Consider the following 20,186-nt stretch of genomic DNA (forward strand, 5'->3'; position numbering starts at 1 on the left):
CCTCATTACTAAATTAACGGTTCTAAATTGAGTCTACTTAAATAAGGCTGTTCCATGCTTGCGCTCATTATATTTATTATGACTTTGGTTTTGGTGATTTGGCAGCCCAAAGGATTAGGCATTGGGTGGAGTGCATTAGGCGGGGCGTTGATTGCCTTGGCTTTTGGTGTGGTGCAATGGTCTGATGTGGGCGTGGTTTGGGATATTGTTTGGGATGCGACTTTTACCTTTGTGGCGCTTATTATCATATCGCTGATCTTAGATAAGGCAGGGTTTTTTGGGTGGGCCGCGCTGCATGTGGCAAGATTGGGCAATGGGCAAGGGCGCTTACTGTTTCCCATGATTGTGATTCTGGGTGCGTTTATATCGGCATTTTTTGCCAATGACGGGGCTGCGTTACTACTGACGCCCATTGTGATTGCTATCTTACTGCGTTTGAACTTTTCACCGCCCTCTGCATTGGCTTTTATCATCGCAACGGGGTTCATTGCTGATACGGCAAGCTTACCACTGGTGACGTCTAACTTAGTCAATATTGTCAGTGCCAATTATTTTGATATTGGTTTTGGGCGTTATGCAGCGGTGATGGTACCTGTGAATATCGTTTCTGTGATAGCAACATTAGCTGTGTTGTGGGTGGCATATGCTCGCCATATTCCAACACATTATTCAATTGCCAATCTGAGCAAGCCTTCGTCCGCGATCGAAGATCCTTTAGTATTTAAGGCCGCTTTCCCATTGTTGGCATTATTGTTGATGGCTTATTTTGCCACTGAATCTTTGGGTTTGCATATTTCACTTGTCACGGGCGCGGCGGCCTTATTCCTGATAGCAATTGCCAGTCGCTTTTGGCAGGGCGGTCGCGGGGCGGTTGTTTCCGTACGTGATGTCGTGCGTGACGCGCCTTGGCAAATTGTACTGTTTTCAATCGGCATGTATTTGGTTATTTATGGATTAGGAAATGCAGGGCTGACTGCTTATGGCGCGCAAGTTCTAAACTGGTTGGGGCAGCAAGGTGCAATCACTGCAACGTTAGGTACAGGGTTTTTGTCTGCTATTGTGGCATCAATTATGAATAATATGCCATCGACGTTGGTCGGTGCACTGGCGATTGATAGTGCGCAAGTACCCGTAGCGACTCGCGAGCTAATGATATATGCCAATGTGATTGGTAATGATTTGGGGCCAAAATTTACGCCCATCGGTAGTCTTGCGACTTTATTATGGTTGCATGTGTTGGCAGAAAAAGACTATAAGATCAGTTGGGGCCAGTATATGAAGGTGGGGTTGCTTATCACGCCGCCTGTGCTATTAGCGACGTTACTGGCTTTGGTATTTTGGTTGCCTTACTTGTCAAATGTGTAAACTCAATCTAAAAATACCATGAGCTAAAAAATTGACATGAGCTAAAATTGTGGTCAGTTCAAAATTTAGAAAAAGGATTACGCTGACATTCAGTAAAGTCATCGGTTATAATAGCCGCGCATTTTATCTCTTTTAGCCTTTTACTTTTTAAGACGATACGTTTATTTTACCAAGGATTTATGATGAGTGATCAGCAAGCACAAAAGCAAGCCGCGGCCAAAGCTGCTCTAAGTTACATTGAAGACAATATGATACTTGGGGTAGGAACAGGCAGTACGGTGAACTGTTTGATTGAGCTGTTGCCGACGCTAAAGCTTGCCGGAGCCGTTGCAAGCTCACAGGTGACGGAAGATAAATTACGCGCACTTGGCATAGAGATAGTCGATTTGAACTTTGCGGGCACGCTTGACGTTTATATCGATGGCGCGGATGAAGTCAATAATAACCTACAATTAATAAAGGGCGGCGGCGGGGCACTCACTCGCGAAAAAATCGTGGCAGCGGCTTCAAATAAGTTTGTGTGTATGGTTGATGCCAGTAAAAGTGTTGAAACATTAGGTCGCGCCTTTCCAGTACCGATTGAAGTGCTACCACAAGCACGCTCTTATGTGGCGCGCCAATTGGCGAAATTGGGCGGTGAGCCAGTCTATCGTGAAGACTTTGTCACCGACTATGGCAATGTGATTCTTGATACGTATGACTTGGATGTCAGTGATCCACTAGCGCTCGAAAAAGCGTTAAACAATATCGTTGGCGTCGTCTGTAACGGTATTTTTGCCGCTAATCAAGCAGATGTGCTACTCAAAGCGAGTAGTAACGGGGTTGAGACGCTCATTCGTTAAACACTGCTCCGTTAATTGAGCGTGAACACTTGGATAAACACAAAAAAGGCAAAGCACATTTATAGTGTTTTGCCTTTTTTATTTGCTACTGTCTATTTTTTAAATATTTTATAAACTGTTTTTGAGTTAAGCAGGTAGCTTAATTTTGTCTTTTAATAAAAATTCCATCAAAGCTTTTTGCGCATGCAGACGGTTTTCGGCTTCGTCCCACACCACTGAACGCGGATCGTCTAGCATATCATGAGAAATCTCTTCGCCGCGATGCGCAGGTAGGCAATGCATAAACACCACTTCAGGATCAGCTTTATCTAGCAGAGAAGGCGTCACTTGATATGGTGCAAAACGGCGCGCGCGGGTATTTTGTTCAGACTCTTGTCCCATACTTGCCCATACATCGGTGACAATGAGGTTAGAATCTTTTGCTGCATCTTGTACGTTTTCGACCAAACTTACGCAATGAGAGAAGCGCTCCATCAGCTTTGGGTCTGGCTCAAAGCCATAGGGCGCAGCCACTCGTAGCTCAAAGCCGAACTGGTTTGCCGCTTGCATAAAGGATGAGCACATGTTGTTGCCATCACCGACCCATGTCACGATTTTATTTTCGATACTGCCGCGATGCTCATAGTAAGTTTGCATATCAGCAAGCAATTGGCAAGGATGAAATTCATCAGTCAGCGCATTGATAATCGGCACACTAGAGTATTCAGCAAAGGTTTCGACCTTTTCGTGACCAAAGGTACGAATCATAATGATATCGACCATACTAGAGATAACACGGGCAGAGTCTTCTAATGGCTCACCGCGTCCAAGCTGGGTATCGTTCGGCGATAAAAAGATCGCATTACCGCCAAATTGACCCATACCCGTTTCAAAAGAGATGCGCGTACGGGTAGAGGATTTTTCAAAAATCATACCAAGCGTACGACCAACAAAGGGCTGGTATATTTCGCCCGCGTGTTGCATCTTACGTAACTCGCTGGCGCGTTTGATAAGGGTTTCTAGTTCTTGTTTGGTTAAATCAGATAAGGTCAAAAAATGGCGCAAACTCATAGTAATCCTAGCAGTCGATCGCAGTCAGTGAAACGTTATCAATCTTCAATAGCATCGCATTAGTGTGCATACTGGGGTGACAACAAACTTTTAGTATAGCGCAATTACTTCCAATGTAAATGTCCAATTTACGCTGAATGATAAGTCGCTTAAATAGACCATTCATTCGTCATTCTCTAACGCCAGTTACGCCAGTAAGCGTTTTGGTCGCATGGTCACACGGCACAGTAATTCATAGCTAATGGTATCAGCATGTACGGCTACCTCGTCAATGCGTGGCGTATCTCCCCACAGCATTACTTGACTGTTTAACAGCGCCATGTCATCTGGCACGGTGCTGATATCAATGACAATCATGTCCATTGCCACACGTCCAATCACAGCACACGGGTAGCGTTGGTTAGTCGTACTATCAATAACAGACACGTAAGCATCATCACTGACAACACGCGGATAACCATCTCCGTAACCCACACTGACTAGGGCTGTTTTTGTGTCTTGCTGTGCTACCCAGCGACTACCATAACCGATTGCGTCATTTGCCTTAACCGTTTGCAGCGCGATAATCTGTGCGCTAAAGTCCATAGCGGGTTGTAAGTCAAGGTCTTGTGCAGTTTTATCAATAACAGGCGAGCTGCCATATAAAATAATACCGGGGCGTACCCAATCGTAGTGATATTCTGAAAAATTAACCGTGCCAGCTGAATTGCACAATGATCCCTTAATATCAGCGCTAACGACCTCTCGTAAGGCAGTTAGGGCGTCGGTAAAACGCTGTATTTGTAATGCATTTAGTGGATGGTCGTGGTTATCAGCATTGGCAAAGTGCGTGGTCAAAATCAGCTTGTATCCTGCTTCGTGTAGGCGCTTAGCTGCTGCCATAACCCCTTCGGCATTGAAACCTAAGCGGTTCATACCCGTATTGTATTTTAGCCACACCACATGGGTTGCACTGTCAGCTGGTGGCACGTTGTCTAGTGCCCACTCTAATTGTGGTAGATGATGAATCACGCAGCTCACATCTTGTTCAATTGCTTGCTGCCACTCATCAGCCGTAAATGCCCCTTCTACCAAACCAATGGTTTTGTTCCAGCCCAATTGTCTGGCTTCTAATGCCTCTGCAAAGGTAGCGACGCCAATACCATCTGCTTGCGTTAACGCTGGTAGTACTGCTGCTACTCCATGACCATAAGCATTGGATTTGACCATCGCAAGGACTTTGGATTGTGGTGCCAATTTTTTGACCTGATTGAGGTTGTGAGTAATGGCTTTTGGTTTGATGGTAATGGTACGCATAATCGCCTTCTTTATTAGCAAAATGTCAAAATTAGCAGAGCTATGGAATGGTAGTACGAAGGTATAAAGCCAGCAATACATCAATCACGCTGATGCATTACTGGCTATTTTATCAAAATTTACTTGTTGGCTTATCTTTAAGCTCAAACTGTATAAGGTTATTTATTCATCGTTCTCAAAACTAACCCCTTGATAATACTCTGGCGTCAGGTTGATAAAGCGGGTATATTGCCCCTCAAAACCCAAACGGACAGTACCAATCGGGCCATTACGCTGCTTACCAATGATGATTTCTGCCACACCTTTATGGTCAGAATTCTCATTATAAACCTCATCGCGATAGATAAACATAATCAAATCGGCATCCTGCTCAATCGCACCAGATTCACGCAGATCCGACATGATAGGGCGTTTGTTGGGACGATTTTCTAGACTACGGTTAAGCTGCGACAAGGCAATGACTGGGCACTCAAGCTCACGTGCCAGCGCTTTTAAACTACGAGAAATTTCAGAGATTTCGCCCACACGGTTGCCATCTAAGCTTGGTACTTTCATCAACTGTAGATAATCGACGACGATAGCGCCCAAACGTCCGTCATGGTTTTTGGCAATACGGCGGCAGCGAGATCGCATCTCAGATGGTGGCAGCGCCGTACTGTCATCAATATATAAATGCTTTGATTGCAGGTGCTGAATGGCATTCATCATTTTTGCCCATTCATCCTCGTTCATTTGCCCAGAGCGCAGATGCGTCTGGTTAATCGCGCCCCATGAGGACAGCAAACGCATGACAATAGACTCAGCAGGCATCTCCATCGAAAATACCACAACCGGCAAATCTTCATTGAATAAAACCCCTTCTGCCAAGTTCATGGCAAAAGTGGTTTTACCCATAGAAGGACGGGCTGCCACAATGATCAAATCGCCTGCTTGTAGACCTTGGGTTTTGTTGTTCAATTCAACAAATGGCGTTTGCAAACCAATCATGCCATCAGGGTTCGATTTTAGCTCTTGTATTTTATCAATGACGTTGGTCAATACAGAGGTAATTCCCACAGGACCACGCTGTTCAGCACGTTTGTTGTGCTGCTCATTAATGCTAAATATCTTACCCTCAACACTGTCTAAAATATCGCTGACGGTTTGGTCTTTTGGGTTATAAGCCAGCGTCAGCATCTCGTTGCCAGTGGTAATGAGCTGGCGTAGGGTGGATAGCTCACGTACGCGCTGTGCGTAAGCGGTCAAGTTAAACAATGTCGCAGGACTTTGACTCAAAATATCTGCCAAATAACTGTCGCCGCCCGCACTTTTTAACAGCTTTTGCGCTTCTAACCAGTCATGTACCATGACCGTATCATAAGGCTCATTGACGGCTGCAAGATGGGCAATGGCATCAAAAATATACTGATGTCGTCCTGCATAGAAGTCATCTTTGGTAACGATGTCTGCAATCTTGTCATACGCCTCTTCAATACTCATCAAAGACGCCAGCAACGCCTTTTCAATGTCGATATTGTGAGGCGGTGTCTGATTGAGTAGTTCGTCGGTTTTTTCGGTGTCTGCCATGAGTGCCCAATGTGTCAAAAGAGTGTTTAAAAGTCGGTATAAAAAATATTTGTGACTAAAAGAGAATCGATAGTAGCGCCCACCCCATAAGTCTGGTTTCTAAAAGAGAAGTATCAAAATGGCGTCTCAGCATCATCAGGTAAATGCTACAATCAGAAGCGAAAGTTTAACACATAATGTGATTTTTTAGGCTTCATCGCTAACTAAATCTAAAGTGATTGTTGTTCGTCAAAGAGAAAATAACAGAGAGTGTCTAGATATAAAAACCAAATATTTTATTTATAAACATAATAAAATCAATAATTTAAAATTAGGTAGTTACCATGAATAAAGAAAAGAAACCGTTATTAATTACGACAGGTGAACCAGCTGGCATTGGTATGGACGTTGTGTTGCTGCTCGCAGCAGAAAATAAGTTGCAAGATTTTTTGCGTCCAATATGGGTCAGTGCTGATGCTAATGCCATGAAAAAGCGTGCAGATGAGCTTGTCGCCGCTGGCGTGCTCAAAAATTGTCCTACTTGGCAAACCTTTGATATAGATGGTGTAAAAGAAGACGCTATAACACAGCAAATATCGCAACGAAGTACTGATAATGATAGTGCTTTTGTCTTATTAAATGTACCTTGTGCTGCACCAGTCACTGCTGGGCAAATCAATATTGATAATTCAGCGATGGTGGCACAGCAGTTAGCAATTGCCCATAAACTTGCGACAAACCAAACCGTCGCGGCAATTGTCACAGGGCCATTACAAAAATCAGCGCTCATAGATGCAGGTATCAAGCTACCAGATGGCACGATGTTTAGCGGTCATACTGAGTTTTTTATGCAGCAAAGCGGCTGTGAAAAAGTCGTGATGATGCTGGCCAATCAAGCTATGAAAGTCGCGCTTGTGACCACCCATTTACCGCTCAAAGACGTTGCTTCTGCTATCACTATGGACAACGTACGACAAACGGTGCAAATTGTCATCGATGATATGAAAGAGAAATTCGGACTCACGCAGCCTCGTATTTTGGTGTGCGGTCTTAATCCGCATGCAGGCGAGGGCGGTCATTTGGGGACAGAGGAGATTGACATTATCAATCCTGTCCTACGTGAGTTTATCAAGGCTGGCGTGGATATTTCAGAAGCCATGCCAGCTGATACCTTGTTTACGTCTAGGCACTTGGCAAACTGTGATGCGGTGATTGCTATGTATCACGATCAAGGATTGCCTGTACTCAAGTCACATGGTTTCGGCGATACAGTCAATCTAACCTTGGGCTTGCCTTATATTCGTACCTCGGTCGATCATGGGACAGCGCTTGATCTCGCAGGACAGGGCGGTGCAAGTGCCACCAGCTTATATCAAGCACTGAATATGGCTAATGAGATGGCTGATAGATCACTTATCAATAAACCTCTTGCATAAGTCGCTGCCTTGATGAGATTTATTCCGCAGTATTGAATAAGTCTAGCATCAGTAATGTCGATTTATAAATTATCAAGCATGACCTAATATGAGTGGTTCTATTATATTGGCCTGTTTTAAGTAATCTATTAATAGGTTTGAGGGGCGAAATAACTGGTTCCCTTGGGGTATGCTCAAATGAGAGTTTTTATAAGCTCAACAAAATCACCAAAAGGCATTTAAGCACTTAATCCCATTGTTTATGCATTGAGCTAGGCATCACTAACTTTCAAAATGATAAATAGACTTAGCGCTGCTTGTCGGCGCACTTTCTATAGTATTTAAATCGTCAGTGATGCTAGCTTTAACATTGCTTGAATTGGGAGATGAAGGAGTAAGCCACAGCACCATAATCATGCCTAGTAGAACAAAAGTCACACCTACTAAACGCCCAGCATTTATTTCTTTCATCGGTAAATTCATAAGACCGTATTGGTCTAATATTAATGAAATAAGCATTTGCCCTGCTATCACGCACACGATAAAGCGAGTTGCGCCTAAACGAGGGACTAAAATCAATGCAGAGGTAATATAGATGACGCCAGCAATTCCACCAAACCACACCCATATTGGTAATTGTCCAATTTGATCCAATATTGGCGCAGGGACACGCATAGCGAGAATGACAGGTATTGCTATAACTACGCTCACTAATAGCGACACTACTGTGGCCCAAAGAGGATGTCCAAGAGCACGGCCTAGCTCAGCATTACTCGCCGCTTGAAGAGGGACTAAAGCGCCAGCAACTAAGGCTATAATGGCAAAAGAGATACCAGTCAGTGAGAGATTCATAAGTTTGCTCCAGATTTATTTAATTTTCTGGAATAATTATTTCATATTAAAAATTTGAATTGAAATTCTTGTTTTTTTACTTCACTATTCGTCATATGAATAACTTAAGACGTATAGACCTGAATTTGCTCGTGACGTTGCATGCCTTGTTAATGGAAAAGCACGTGTCGCGAGCCGCTCTCCGATTACATAAAAGTCAGCCAGCAGTTAGCCACGCGCTGGCCCATTTACGTACCATATTTGATGATCCTCTATTGGTGCGACGTTCGGGAAAATTGGAATTGACTTCGCGAGCGAGTGAGTTGATTCTGCCCTTAACGGATGTTTTAGAGCAGCTCGGTGCACTGATTGAGACACCAGAATTCAATCCTCTTAGTGCGAAGCGAGTATTTCGTCTGGCCATGTCTGACTATGGCGCGCGTGTATTGCTGCCTGATTTGGTGAAATCCTTAAGAGTGCTTGCACCTAGTATTGAGCTTGAAGTGACTCAAGGAAGCCGCAAAGCGATGATGGCGGATGTGTTCGATGGTGAAACTGACATGGCTTTGGGTGTGTTTCCAGATGAAGTGCCAGAAGCGCTTCGTACGCACACCTTATTTGTTGAGTCTTTTGCTTGTTTAGCAGACAAAAACACTTTGCCAGAGAGTAGTAATCTTGACCAGAATAGTTGGTTGGCTCGACCGCATATCCTCGTTGCGATGCAATCAGGTGCCAATAATGAGATTGAACGTGCACTTAGTGGCGCAGGATTAAGTCGTCATGTTGTAATGACTTTGCCACATTGGGGAATTGCTAATCAATTAGTAGCTGGTACTGACCTGATTTTGACAGCGGCGAGGCGTAGCTTTGATCTAACTGATAGCAACTCACAGGTTCAAATATTCGAACCGCCTTTTCCAATTGAATCATTCGATTTTAAATTGCTATGGCATCAACGCCGTGAGGGCGATGCAGCGCATAATTGGCTGAGGCAATTAATTATTAGTGTGCTTAATTCAGAGCTTAACGAAAGAAGTTAGAAGAACTACCTAGAACAATGACTCAACCTAGGCTGCAAGCATATAGTTCTATGCCTGTATAGCGCATCGATCACGATTTCATACTATTTTCATGCTTGCAAAGCGTATTAGTCAATATAAGGTTAATTCAATAAATGGCTCATTTGGATATACATGCTAAAGCAGAGATTGGTAAATCCTTAGCAGGGTTCACACTAGGTGAAAAATTGCAAAGCTTTTTGCATTATGTCGATCAGAGTGTAGATGGGAACAAGGTTTCTTGGAATGTTGATTTAGTAAACAATAATGAAGGTGTTTTACTATATAAATGGGGTTCATCGTACGGTAATGGATACGCAATATTCTTTAAATACCCTACACTAGAGCTTAGTTTTTCTGAACAAGGTACGCTTATCTTCATTCAAGCTGGTGAAGGTTATCAAGGTGAAATCTTTGATGGTGGTATCAAAATTGGCAGTCGTATCGGAGATATAGATCATGCGTTAGTTTTGGATGATACGGAAGATGTGCATTATCTAGCGGATGAGAAAGGACATTTCATTGAAGGGATATATTTCGTAGCTGGGGGCTTAGAGCTTGAAGAAGATCCTGACGCCATCATAGAAGAAGTGAGAGTTTATAATTACAACTTAATATAATAACTATTCTGGTCTAGATACCATCTTACTCAAGTAACCTTGCATCGCCCAACAAGTACACTGTGAAGTACACTACAGTTATCACTATAATTCAAAACCTTGATACCATTAGCCTACATCTTGATATTCGAGTCCTCACTAGGGTACCGAACCGATGGAAGCACCTCATTGGTTTCTTATAAATATACTAATACCTAACCATAAAATTTCGTGGAGAGAATTTCTTACACATCGCAAATAACAGCAAAATCCCAACAATCATTCCAACCCATGCTCCTGTTAAATCACTTGAAGCATCAATCAAAATACCTGCCATGAACGGGAATGCTGAAGCAATCAAATATCCACCACCTTGCACAAAAGCCAATAGAGTCACTGCCTGCTTAGCATTAGAAGCGTAATCAAGTGCTGTGATTAAAGATAAAGGAAATAAAGCACCAATCCCTAACCCTAAAATTATAACGGTTAAAAATGCAAGCTTTGAAGGGATATAGATAAGCAATATTAAACCAACTAATATGAGCGATAGGGTGACAAATAATGGCTTTCGGCGATCGGTGAGTTTTTTGATAAATATAGAAATTAAGGTGCCAGAAATGACTTCTGCAACCGTTAAAATACTTAGTAAAGCGCCAGAAGCATTTCTACTCCACCCAAGCTGGGTATAATTTAGTGGTAACCAAGCTAAAACTAATGTGTATGCACCTGTCCCTATGCCAAAGAAAAGCATTAACAGCCATGCATTTTTAGATTTTATAGGTAGAGATAAATAACCGTTTCTACTGCTCTTAATATGTGGCATACCAGAGGAAAACAGTATAATTGCTAATATGACAGGGATAGCCATAATCGATAAAGCGATATTCCATCCAAATGCTCCTTCTAAAGGAGAGGTTATAGCAGCTGAGATTGCAGCACCAGCCATAATACCTGTTGTAAACAATCCCATAAAAACGCTAGCATTGTCTGGCGAAATTCTTTTTAAATAGGCGGGCATTAGAGTTTGGATGATTGCTATACCAATGCCTCCGATGAGAGAAGTCAGAAGTAGAAGTAATGTAGAGTCAGCAAAAAATCGGTAGCCACAAGAAAGTGCTATCGCCAACAATCCAACTAATATACCTATATACATACTCGCTTACTCTAGATTGAATTCTGGGACCTAAAAGTGCAAAGCAGCCCATCATTGCAACTGGGAAAGTGGTCAGTAATCCAGCAGTTTGATTATTAATTTTTATAGAGTCTGTTAAAACGGGTACGATTGGAGATATCGAGGCCATAATAGGCCTAAGATTAAGACCTACAAATATTGTTATGGCGGCTAGTATCCACTGGTTATAACTAAACCTACTCATTTCCTACCTCACTCTCTTGGTTATATGTCTTTTTAGTTATGAGTCGATGCATGATCACTATTTTAAAAGAAAGATAAAACTTCCTAAGTTCAGGCTTCATTACTCACTTCAAATTTTTGTTCTAATCGTGCCATCATTTTCATACCACCCCATGTAACAAGCGCAACGCCAAGTGCAATCAAAGATGCACCTAGAATAAGTCCATCCGGTGGAGACTCACCTTGTAAAAAAATAGCGACAGGAACACCTACAATGGCGCCAATAGATCCTAATAAGCTTAGTAGAACCGGACCACCCGTTTTTTGAAGTAGAAACAATAATTGAAACTGACCGGCGAATATGAAGGCCTGTAAAGTAATTAAACCAAATGGCAGAAAATCTTCTAGTGGAAGAGTAAGTGAGAAGTCAGGTAAGAGGCTTGTTACGCTAAGTAAGAGTACAGCCGCAATGAGCATTCCTGGAGCAAGCGCATTGGGAGACGCTCCTTTCGGCCAACGCAATGTACGATAGATATTGCCAATGGCAAGCAAAACAGGACCGCAGAGTGCTATTAAAATCCAAAACACACTGGCATCTGGTGCAGAAAATTTACGGGCAGCTAGTATACCTGCACCGGCAAGTGCAGCTGCTACCCCAAGCGCTCGAACAGTCTGAAATCGCTCTATTCCTAATGCTAGTGCCCCAAGATAAGTGAGAAGCGGTGGTAAAGAAATAATTAGAGCGACAAAACCAGCACCGACATGAGGAATAGCGGAGAATAAAAATAAGTTGGAGCCTGCAACGCTGACCAAAGCAGAGATAAAGTAATACTCAAAGCTGCGCTTATTGAGAGGTGGAAGTTCATGACGCAGTAATGCAATAATTAATAAGATGGTGGCAGCACCAGCAATTGACCAAAATAAAAAGGCAAGTGGAGATAAACCAATTTCACCCGCATATTTTGCCACATTGGTAGAGATACCAAGTAATGCGCCTCCAACCAGAAGACAAATTAAAGGAGTTAACCATACACTCCTACGGGGAGGTCTATCTCGCTCTATAAATTTAGTCATACAATATCCTAATGGCCGAAATGAACTTGGTGTCAGAATATCATTTAATGTCTTGATGTCAAGATAAAAATATTGCTACTATTCCTGCTTATAAGTAATATCTCAGTAGAAATAAACATTTTAATATCTCCAAAATCATAAAAATTTTGATCGTAATGAGGAATAAATCAATGCAAAATGAAGGGTGTGTACAAGAGGATGCAGTACAGAAGATTATTAGTCAGTGGCAAAACCAAGGGTTTGCTACTGATAGTTTATTAGCCATGGAGACTATGGGGCGTATAAAGCGGTTAGAAGTGATATTAATGCGAAGGCTATCTGTTAACTATAAGATAAACTATCAAATATCACGTTGGGAGTTTGATGTGTTGGCGACATTACGACGCACAGGAGCCCCATATTTAATGAGCCCAACCGTTTTATTTGATAGCATGATGGTTAGTTCTGGAACGATGACCAATCGCTTACAACATTTAGAAAAGAAGGAACTCATTGAGCGCATTGATAACCCAGAGGACAAGCGAAGTTTATTAGTTAAACTGACTCCGAAGGGTCTTGAGTTGATTGATAGAGCTGTCGCATCACATGTGCAACTGCAGAATGACTTGATGAGTGATATGAGTAAGGAAGAACTACTTATCATCAATTTATTATTGAAGAAAATTGAGAATCAACTTCCTATTATTTAGTTATTAAATATACCTCTATATGAAGATAGTTTTTTATATGGCGATAATATTTTAAGGTAACTGGATTTACCTTCGAAAGTCTTGACTAATGTAAATTATAAGTACATCGTAATTCCATAACTTACGAAGGGTATTGATATCAGTAGCCTGCTGTCGAAGATCCAAATCTAGGCTTGGAAGTTACTCTTTATTCTCATAAAGGTACATTATGGTAAATGATTCTAAGGGTGGAAAATTATGATGCTGATTGCGCTAAGTTATGAATGCTCTATCAATAATAACGTCTCGAAAATATGCCCTAATTATGAGCTGTGGTATAATTCATCATTATAGAAAAAGCACGTCGTTGCTATAGCGCTATTGCCCATTTATCCTCTATACATTAAGACTCTCTTATGTCCAACTCTACGTTTGATGCTCAAACCATTTCTAACAGCTTAAAAACTGCCAAACACCAACCGCGTAAACGCTTTGGTCAAAACTTCTTGCATGATACCAGTGTCATTCGTCAAATTGTCGATAGTATTCGTCTGGAACGTGATGATAATTTGATCGAAATCGGACCAGGTATGGGTGCGCTGACTGAGCCACTGTTGGCAGAAGTGGATGGCATGACAGTGGTAGAACTAGATCGAGATTTGGCAGACAGTTTGCGTATTCGGATTGGTGCCAATAGCCATCCAAACTTCACCATTATCAAAGACAATGCGATGCATGTTGATTACCGTGAGTTATATAGTGAAGAGCGCGGTAAGCTTCGTGTGGTAGGTAATCTGCCTTACAATATTTCTACGCCGATCTTGTTTCATTTGCTAAGCTTCGCTGATGTGATTCAAGACATGCATTTTATGCTGCAAAAAGAAGTGGTTGAGCGTATTACAGCTGACGTTGGCAGCAAAACCTATGGCCGCTTGTCTGTCATTATGCAGTATCATTGTGATACCGATTATCTGCTGACTGTACCACGTGGCGCATTTAATCCGCCACCAAAAGTCACCAGTGCTGTTTTTCGGTTGACGCCGCATATCGATAAGCCAGTCGTGGCAGAAGATGAGGATTATTTTGCCATTGTGGTGCGCGAAACATTCAATCATCGCCGCAAAACGCTGCGCGCGATTTTTAAGAATTCGACCCTATTGCCGACGCTGAGCGAAGAAGACTTTGCTGCCTGCGATATCAATCCACAAGCCCGTCCTGAGACCTTAAGTGTTAAGGACTTTGTGACGCTAAGCAATCGCGCAAAACAAATAGAAGCGTAAACAATCATTGATGAAGAGAGCGAGCTTGTCTTAATTTTGACGCTCGTTTTTTATTATTTTCAAACCTGTGAGGTCGTATGAGTTTTCGACATCAATATGTCATTGGTGACTTACAAGGTTGCTATGCTGCCTACTGTCAATTACTTGAAACGCTGGATTTTGATCCCAGTCAAGATAAGCTGTGGTTTGCTGGTGATTTGGTCGCAAGAGGCGAGGACTCGTTGAACACCTTGCGCGATGTTAAGGCGCTATGTGAGCAAGGTGCGGCTGCAACAGTACTTGGCAATCATGATCTCAACTTGATTGCGGTGTGGCGTGGCGCAACCAAACTCAAGAAAAAAGACAAAACAGCACCGATTTTTGCCGCCGCTGACTGTGATGAATTACTCGAATGGTTAAGACATCAGCCATTATTGGCTTATCCAGACGAGCAAACGGTATTGGTGCATGCGGGTATCCCACCGCATTGGAGTATCGAGGCGGCAGCAGCCTATGCAAAAGAGTTAGAATCACAGCTGCAAGGTAGTTTAGAGCAGCTTGATGAATTATTACCGAACTTATATAGCAAAAAAGCAGATGACTGGCATTCAGATATTGCAGGCTTTGCCAGAATGCGCGCCATTGCCAATTATTGTACACGCATGCGCTTGTGTAAACAGGACGGGACGCTTGAGTTTGGATTTTCAGGAACTTTAAGTGAAGCCATGCCAGAAGATTTTTTGCCCTGGTTTGAATGGCAGGTGCCGCGCTCGCGTAAGATACTGTTTGGTCATTGGGCAGCGTTGCAAGGGGAAATTGATTTGCCTTATGCTCGAGCCCTTGACGGTGGCTGCGTCTGGGGCAATTACCTATTGGCTTACAGATTGGGTGATGAAGAAGTCATAACCTCAAGTGCGCAGTGCGAAAAACCATAATGGGTCATTCAAAATTAATGGTTAGCGCTTTTTGAGCGCTAACCATTATTCTATACAAACCACCAAAGTTATCTCTTTAATTGGGCAACTTTGGTGGTTTTTTAGGTTTTGGCAATGGCGTTTTGGCATCGCCTGTCGTCTTACTGTCAAGGCCAGTCGGCTCTACTTCATTGCCAGCCAATTCAGGATTATCGCTATTGGCAGTGTTTAGCGTTTTGGTTGCTTGGTCATACTGAATATCATCCGTATAAGGTGAGCTGTTCAATTCTTCATCTACCAAGCCATCATCTAAATCGACGACTTTTTTGGGCGATGTGTGCGGCTTTATATGTTCACCTTGAGGTTGGCTGTCATAGTATATGTCGGTATTCGTTTGTGAGTTTTCTTGGCTTGCTTGCTGAGATTCAGGTAATACTCTGACATCAGACAATCTTCGCACCACATAGTTGCTGGGTATTGCCTTGCTACCTTTTTGTACGGCAGAACTATCGTCAAATATCATATGACCTTGGCTGTCAATACGGGCGTATTTCATTGGTTTGTCACGCGGCCAAAAAAAGTCAGAAGGATGACTGATAATGTGACCAAAAATCAGCTTTGTGAGACGACCCCATTCGAAGAAGCGAACCTCTTTAGAACGCAGCGCAACAAATAATGCCAGCGAGAAACTGACAATGAGGTTGACCATACCAATAAGCGCTACGCCAAGTATCGACAGTAAAATTACATTCCAGCTTATTTGATCGGCAGAAAGGTTGAATAGGCCATGGGCTAAGTTTGCTGAAGCGAAGGCAATGTGACGAATGTCAATTGGTAAGCCAAATATAAAGCCAATAGTAGCGGTACTACCTAAAAATACCCCAAATAGGAAATTGCCCATAATGGCGCCTAAATTGGCTTCTACAAAGCCCCCTAAGCGTTTAAGCCATGACTCGGGCAGTATGGCTTTGAGTAATCTGTGGCGCTGAATACGCGCCCCCACATGGTTATAAACCGCTAAGTTATCATAATAACCTGCTATCAAACCCGCCAAAAACAAATAGACACCTGCAATAGCCGCATGAGGAAGGGCTAGTGAATGAAACGGATCAAGGTCATGAAGCAGGTGCCCTGCTTTTTCAGAGTCAATCATCGGTGCGCCTGTATATTGCAACCACGCAAAAGAGATAATGAGTGCGACGGGTATCGCAAGCATAACGTTACCCATGATCGCAATAAACTGAGTACGCAAGATATCGACGATCAACTCTGACAATTTGGTCAATTGATGAGACTTTTTGCCAGAACTTTCAGATATGGTAGACGCAATGGCTGCTGCTGTCATCGCTGGCTGTTTGGTTGCCACCGTCCCTCGAATAACATGGATAAATACGAAACCCAATCCATAAATCATACTGTTGATGAAAGCACGACCCATAGGGGCAAGCGCCAATTGATATGCCAGTATTTTTAAGGTCGCCATGAACGCAATGACAAACCCGCCGATAGAGGCTTTTTTAAACATTTGGCGATAGCCAGCTCTATCGGTGCTGATATAGTGCTCACCAACACGGCTGGCATTTTCAGTGACTTTACGTGAGAGCAGTTTGGTGTTGTTATCGATCAAATAGCCAATACTGTAGCGGCGATTGGAAGTTGTAATCAGAGTTTGAATCAGTTCAATCACTGCACGATCACGATTCTGATGACTTTCGGTTAGTAGCGCTGTCAAGATACGCATGCGTTGTAAGCTTTGATCCAAGCGCAGCATCATATTAGTCAGGCGAATGGAGATACCTGTCTTATAAATACGTTTTCGGACAGTGGCCACAATGTCTTCACACTGCTCAATCATCACCAATAAAGGCGCAGGATCGACTGCCTGTTCAGGCGTAATATCCGTCAAGCTATCTAACTCATGCGCTTGTCTATATTGATTGACAAACAGTACCGCTTCTTGGTTTTGAGCCACAAAAGATGCCGAATAGTTCAATATCTGCGGATAAGATTCCATCAAATCAGGATGTAGACCGATACCACTGATTCGATAAGATAAAATAATAATCGCATTCAAGATACTGTTTTTTGCTGTGGCAACCAAGTCTAAGTGCTTTTGTTCTACTCTGATTAATGAAACCAGCTCATCCCACTTTTCTTTTTCGACATTGGCAAGCCATCTCTCATCAGATCGCTTATTGAATAAGTAACCGGCCAATTCGACCACGGAATCATCTTGAGGTAATAGCGGTAAAAATCGATGACCGATTAAACGGCGTAAGCTATTAAAAAATCCTTGATCTGACATGATGCCAGTATCGGTATAGAGCGAGATCTGACGGTATTGAATGATTAATTTTAAAACAAAACTTGATAAGCCATCGCCATATTCTGGATGTTGACGAAGAATATCAATCAAAGACTGAATTTTTTCATTGGCCAGTGCGGTTTCTTTTTCGCTTACCCGCAGCTCATCTATTAAGCGTTTGAGTACCGCAGGATCGGGCACATCACTCAGGGCTGTAATCTGCTGTAAAATGCGTTTTAATTCTGACACGTCGCATCCTTTATTATGATTATTTCAGTAGTTTTTATAATGAAGTGTTGACCACTATGTGATGCGTAGTAATGGCAAACATTGCTAAAAACTCGGTAATATTTACATTTAAACTGAGCTATGTAATCTACGCGACACTTTTGCTTGCGTTATTTTAATCGTAACCATGCATCGATGGTTAATTATTTTGTTAGCAGTTATTTTTTCGTAATACATCTAAAAATCATTCCGACAAAAAAAAGGACAGTAGCGTCACTGTCCTTTTGATTAGGGTACTATAAATCGATGAGAATAACTACTTAACTGGCAGGAACATCGAAATAACCAAGATCGAAATTCATCATTGGATCACTACCAGCTTGCACCATTTTTGCATGCGCATCGATACGTGGCAAAATACGGCCAACGAAGTAATCAGCGAGTTTGGCTTTATTGGTATAAAAATCACCTTCTTTGCCATTTGCAGCTTCGACCATTAACGCAAACATGTATGAGTAAGCGAGGTAACCAAAGGCATGCATGTAATCAACGGCACAGCCATTGATCTCGTTTTTACGTTCAGCAATATTGCTTAGGACTGTATTGGTTAAGGTTTCTATCGTATCAGCAGCCTCAAGCGTGGCTTGTTTGATACCATGATTGGCTTGCATATTGTTCACAAAATCACGAATTTCACCTAAGAAATGCATGACATATTTGCCGTTATTTTTTGCCACTTTACGGCCCAATAGATCAAGTGCTTGAATACCATTGGTGCCTTCATAAATCTGGGCAATACGAGTATCACGAACGATCTGCTCCATACCCCATTCACGTATATAGCCATGACCGCCAAAGACTTGCTGACAATCAACGGTGGCTTCTAGCGCTTTGTCAGTCAAGAATGCTTTAGCCACTGGGGTAAGAAGGGCAACGCGCGCAGCAGCAGCTTGAGCAGCTTCAGGGTCAGTACTAAATTTTTCTTCATCAAGGCTTTTTGCCACATACATCGCAAAACAACGTGATGCTTCGGTATTGGCTTTGGCGTTCAATAGCATGCGACGGACATCTGCATGATGGATAATGGCATCGGCTGGTTTTTCTGGGCTTTGTAATTGCGTATCGCTGCGGCCTTGACCACGGTCATTAGCATATAGAGCGGCATTTTGATAAGCAAGCTCTGAACCACCAAGACCTTGCAAGCCCATAGTGACACGCTCATAGTTCATCATGATGAACATTGATGACAGACCTGTGTTTTCTTCACCAACCATCCAACCTTTAGCACTGTCGAAATTCATGACACACGTAGCAGAAGCTTTGATACCCATTTTGTGCTCGATAGAGCCAACGGCTAATGTGTTGCGCGCGCCTAAGCTGCCATCATCATTGACCAAGAATTTTGGCACAACAAAAAGCGAGATACCTTTTGATCCTTCTGGCGCGTTGGGCGTTTTTGCCAACACCAAGTGAATGATATTGTCAGTCAGATCATGCTCGCCGCCTGTGATAAAGATTTTGGTGCCAGAGATATCATAGCTACCATCGTCGTTAGGGACGGCTTTGGTTTTGATAATACCTAAATCCGTACCCGCATGTGGTTCTGTCAAACACATGGTGCCAGACCATTCGCCACTGTACATTTTTTCTAGATAGGTTTGTTTTTGCTCTTCAGAAGCCGCTGCATTGAGACAAAGCGTTGCTCCCACTGTTAAGTTTGGATAAAGCGCAAACGATTGGTTGGCCGTGAATACCATCTCTTCGGTCAACATGGTGACCATTTTTGGAAAGCCTTGACCACCGTATTCAGCATTACCACTTAAGCCAACCCAGCCTGATTCTGCATATTGCTTATAGGCTTCTTTGAATCCAGTAGGGGTCTTGACCACGCCATTACCTTCAAACGTTACGCCTTCTTCGTCACCAGTGCGGTTGATAGGTAATAGGATGTTTTTCGACAGTTTTGCCATTTCTTCCAAAATCATATCGACCGTTTCCATGTCGACATGCGCTAAGTTTTCGTTATTCTGCCAAAATTCTGGCGCTTTAAAGACGTCCTTTAACATAAAGCGCATGTCATTCAGAGGGGCGTTATAAACAGCCATAAACATTCCTTTGGTTCAAATGAATAAAATTGGAGTCACTAAGAATATCAACTGAGCTAATTATCAACTGTTTTTTTGAGGTCGTCTTAGCGATTGACAATCAAAGTTTAACAAATAAGCATGTGGGCGGGTGTATTTCTTCGTGAATTATGCGTGCACCAAAAGTTGGCAGTGGCTATTGTAGTAATAAAATATATTTTGATAACCAGCGCTATTTTTAGAGCTGTTTTGTTTTTTTAATGGTAAGAATAACCAATAGAGTTAACGTTTCTAAAAGG

The 20,186-nt window shown here is 42.6% G+C and carries 16 protein-coding genes; 8 read left to right on the forward strand and 8 right to left on the reverse strand.

Annotated features, from left to right (window positions below; translation table 11 throughout):
- Positions 1-54 precede the first annotated feature (54 nt).
- Positions 55-1,365, forward strand: coding sequence for an arsenic transporter (locus tag CZ794_RS04965; protein ID WP_087040563.1), 1,311 nt, complete (start codon positions 55-57; stop codon positions 1,363-1,365).
- A gap of 182 nt (positions 1,366-1,547) precedes the next feature.
- On the forward strand, positions 1,548-2,207 hold the full coding sequence (gene rpiA, locus CZ794_RS04970) for a ribose-5-phosphate isomerase RpiA (protein ID WP_087040564.1): 660 nt from the start codon (positions 1,548-1,550) through the stop codon (positions 2,205-2,207).
- Positions 2,208-2,333: 126 nt separating this feature from the next.
- Here rpiA and argF read toward each other — a convergent pair whose 3' ends face one another.
- The 3 genes from argF to dnaB form a co-directional block, all read right to left on the reverse strand.
- Entirely contained in the window at positions 2,334-3,257 is a 924-nt protein-coding gene (gene argF / locus CZ794_RS04975; RefSeq protein ID WP_087040565.1) for an ornithine carbamoyltransferase, read from the reverse strand.
- 186 nt (positions 3,258-3,443) lie between these two features.
- A complete protein-coding gene (gene alr / locus CZ794_RS04980; RefSeq protein ID WP_087040566.1) occupies positions 3,444-4,553 on the reverse strand; it encodes an alanine racemase in 1,110 nt (369 codons plus the stop codon).
- A 162-nt stretch (positions 4,554-4,715) separates the two neighbouring features.
- Positions 4,716-6,119 (reverse strand): replicative DNA helicase, encoded by a 1,404-nt coding sequence (gene dnaB / locus CZ794_RS04985; RefSeq protein ID WP_087040567.1) that lies wholly within the window; start codon positions 6,117-6,119, stop codon positions 4,716-4,718.
- Positions 6,120-6,442: 323 nt separating this feature from the next.
- On the opposite strand from dnaB, the gene pdxA reads away from it, so the two are divergent.
- Positions 6,443-7,534, forward strand: coding sequence for a 4-hydroxythreonine-4-phosphate dehydrogenase PdxA (pdxA, locus tag CZ794_RS04990; RefSeq protein WP_087040568.1), 1,092 nt, complete (start codon positions 6,443-6,445; stop codon positions 7,532-7,534).
- A gap of 261 nt (positions 7,535-7,795) precedes the next feature.
- Here pdxA and CZ794_RS04995 read toward each other — a convergent pair whose 3' ends face one another.
- Positions 7,796-8,365, reverse strand: a complete 570-nt coding sequence (locus tag CZ794_RS04995) for a DMT family transporter (protein WP_087040569.1) — start codon at positions 8,363-8,365, stop codon at positions 7,796-7,798.
- 95 nt (positions 8,366-8,460) lie between these two features.
- On the opposite strand from CZ794_RS04995, the gene CZ794_RS05000 reads away from it, so the two are divergent.
- Both CZ794_RS05000 and CZ794_RS05005 read left to right on the forward strand, forming a co-directional pair.
- Positions 8,461-9,384, forward strand: coding sequence for a LysR family transcriptional regulator (locus CZ794_RS05000; protein WP_087040570.1), 924 nt, complete (start codon positions 8,461-8,463; stop codon positions 9,382-9,384).
- Between the two features lie 134 nt (positions 9,385-9,518).
- Positions 9,519-10,022: a hypothetical protein gene (locus tag CZ794_RS05005; protein WP_087040571.1), complete on the forward strand. Its 504-nt coding sequence runs from the start codon at positions 9,519-9,521 to the stop codon at positions 10,020-10,022.
- A 187-nt stretch (positions 10,023-10,209) separates the two neighbouring features.
- Here CZ794_RS05005 and CZ794_RS05010 read toward each other — a convergent pair whose 3' ends face one another.
- Both CZ794_RS05010 and CZ794_RS05015 read right to left on the reverse strand, forming a co-directional pair.
- On the reverse strand, positions 10,210-11,154 hold the full coding sequence (locus CZ794_RS05010) for an MFS transporter (RefSeq protein ID WP_218778304.1): 945 nt from the start codon (positions 11,152-11,154) through the stop codon (positions 10,210-10,212).
- A gap of 312 nt (positions 11,155-11,466) precedes the next feature.
- Complete coding sequence (locus CZ794_RS05015) at positions 11,467-12,429, reverse strand: DMT family transporter (protein ID WP_087040572.1); 963 nt, start codon at positions 12,427-12,429, stop codon at positions 11,467-11,469.
- 170 nt (positions 12,430-12,599) lie between these two features.
- On the opposite strand from CZ794_RS05015, the gene CZ794_RS05020 reads away from it, so the two are divergent.
- The 3 genes from CZ794_RS05020 to CZ794_RS05030 all read left to right on the forward strand — a co-directional run bounded on the left by CZ794_RS05020 (position 12,600) and on the right by CZ794_RS05030 (position 15,291).
- Positions 12,600-13,118: a MarR family winged helix-turn-helix transcriptional regulator gene (locus CZ794_RS05020; RefSeq protein WP_087040573.1), complete on the forward strand. Its 519-nt coding sequence runs from the start codon at positions 12,600-12,602 to the stop codon at positions 13,116-13,118.
- A 395-nt stretch (positions 13,119-13,513) separates the two neighbouring features.
- Entirely contained in the window at positions 13,514-14,377 is an 864-nt protein-coding gene (gene rsmA, locus CZ794_RS05025) for a 16S rRNA (adenine(1518)-N(6)/adenine(1519)-N(6))-dimethyltransferase RsmA (protein WP_087040574.1), read from the forward strand.
- Between the two features lie 77 nt (positions 14,378-14,454).
- Positions 14,455-15,291, forward strand: a complete 837-nt coding sequence (locus tag CZ794_RS05030) for a symmetrical bis(5'-nucleosyl)-tetraphosphatase (protein ID WP_087040575.1) — start codon at positions 14,455-14,457, stop codon at positions 15,289-15,291.
- 76 nt (positions 15,292-15,367) lie between these two features.
- On the opposite strand, the gene CZ794_RS05035 is transcribed toward CZ794_RS05030, so the two are convergent.
- Together CZ794_RS05035 and CZ794_RS05040 are read right to left on the reverse strand one after the other, a co-directional pair.
- A complete protein-coding gene (locus CZ794_RS05035; RefSeq protein WP_087040576.1) occupies positions 15,368-17,824 on the reverse strand; it encodes a site-specific recombinase in 2,457 nt (818 codons plus the stop codon).
- Between the two features lie 299 nt (positions 17,825-18,123).
- Positions 18,124-19,908, reverse strand: a complete 1,785-nt coding sequence (locus CZ794_RS05040; RefSeq protein WP_087040577.1) for an acyl-CoA dehydrogenase C-terminal domain-containing protein — start codon at positions 19,906-19,908, stop codon at positions 18,124-18,126.
- Positions 19,909-20,186 lie beyond the last annotated feature (278 nt).

It is taken from the genome of Psychrobacter sp. JB385 (genome assembly GCF_900163785.1).
Lineage (GTDB): Bacteria > Pseudomonadota > Gammaproteobacteria > Pseudomonadales > Moraxellaceae > Psychrobacter.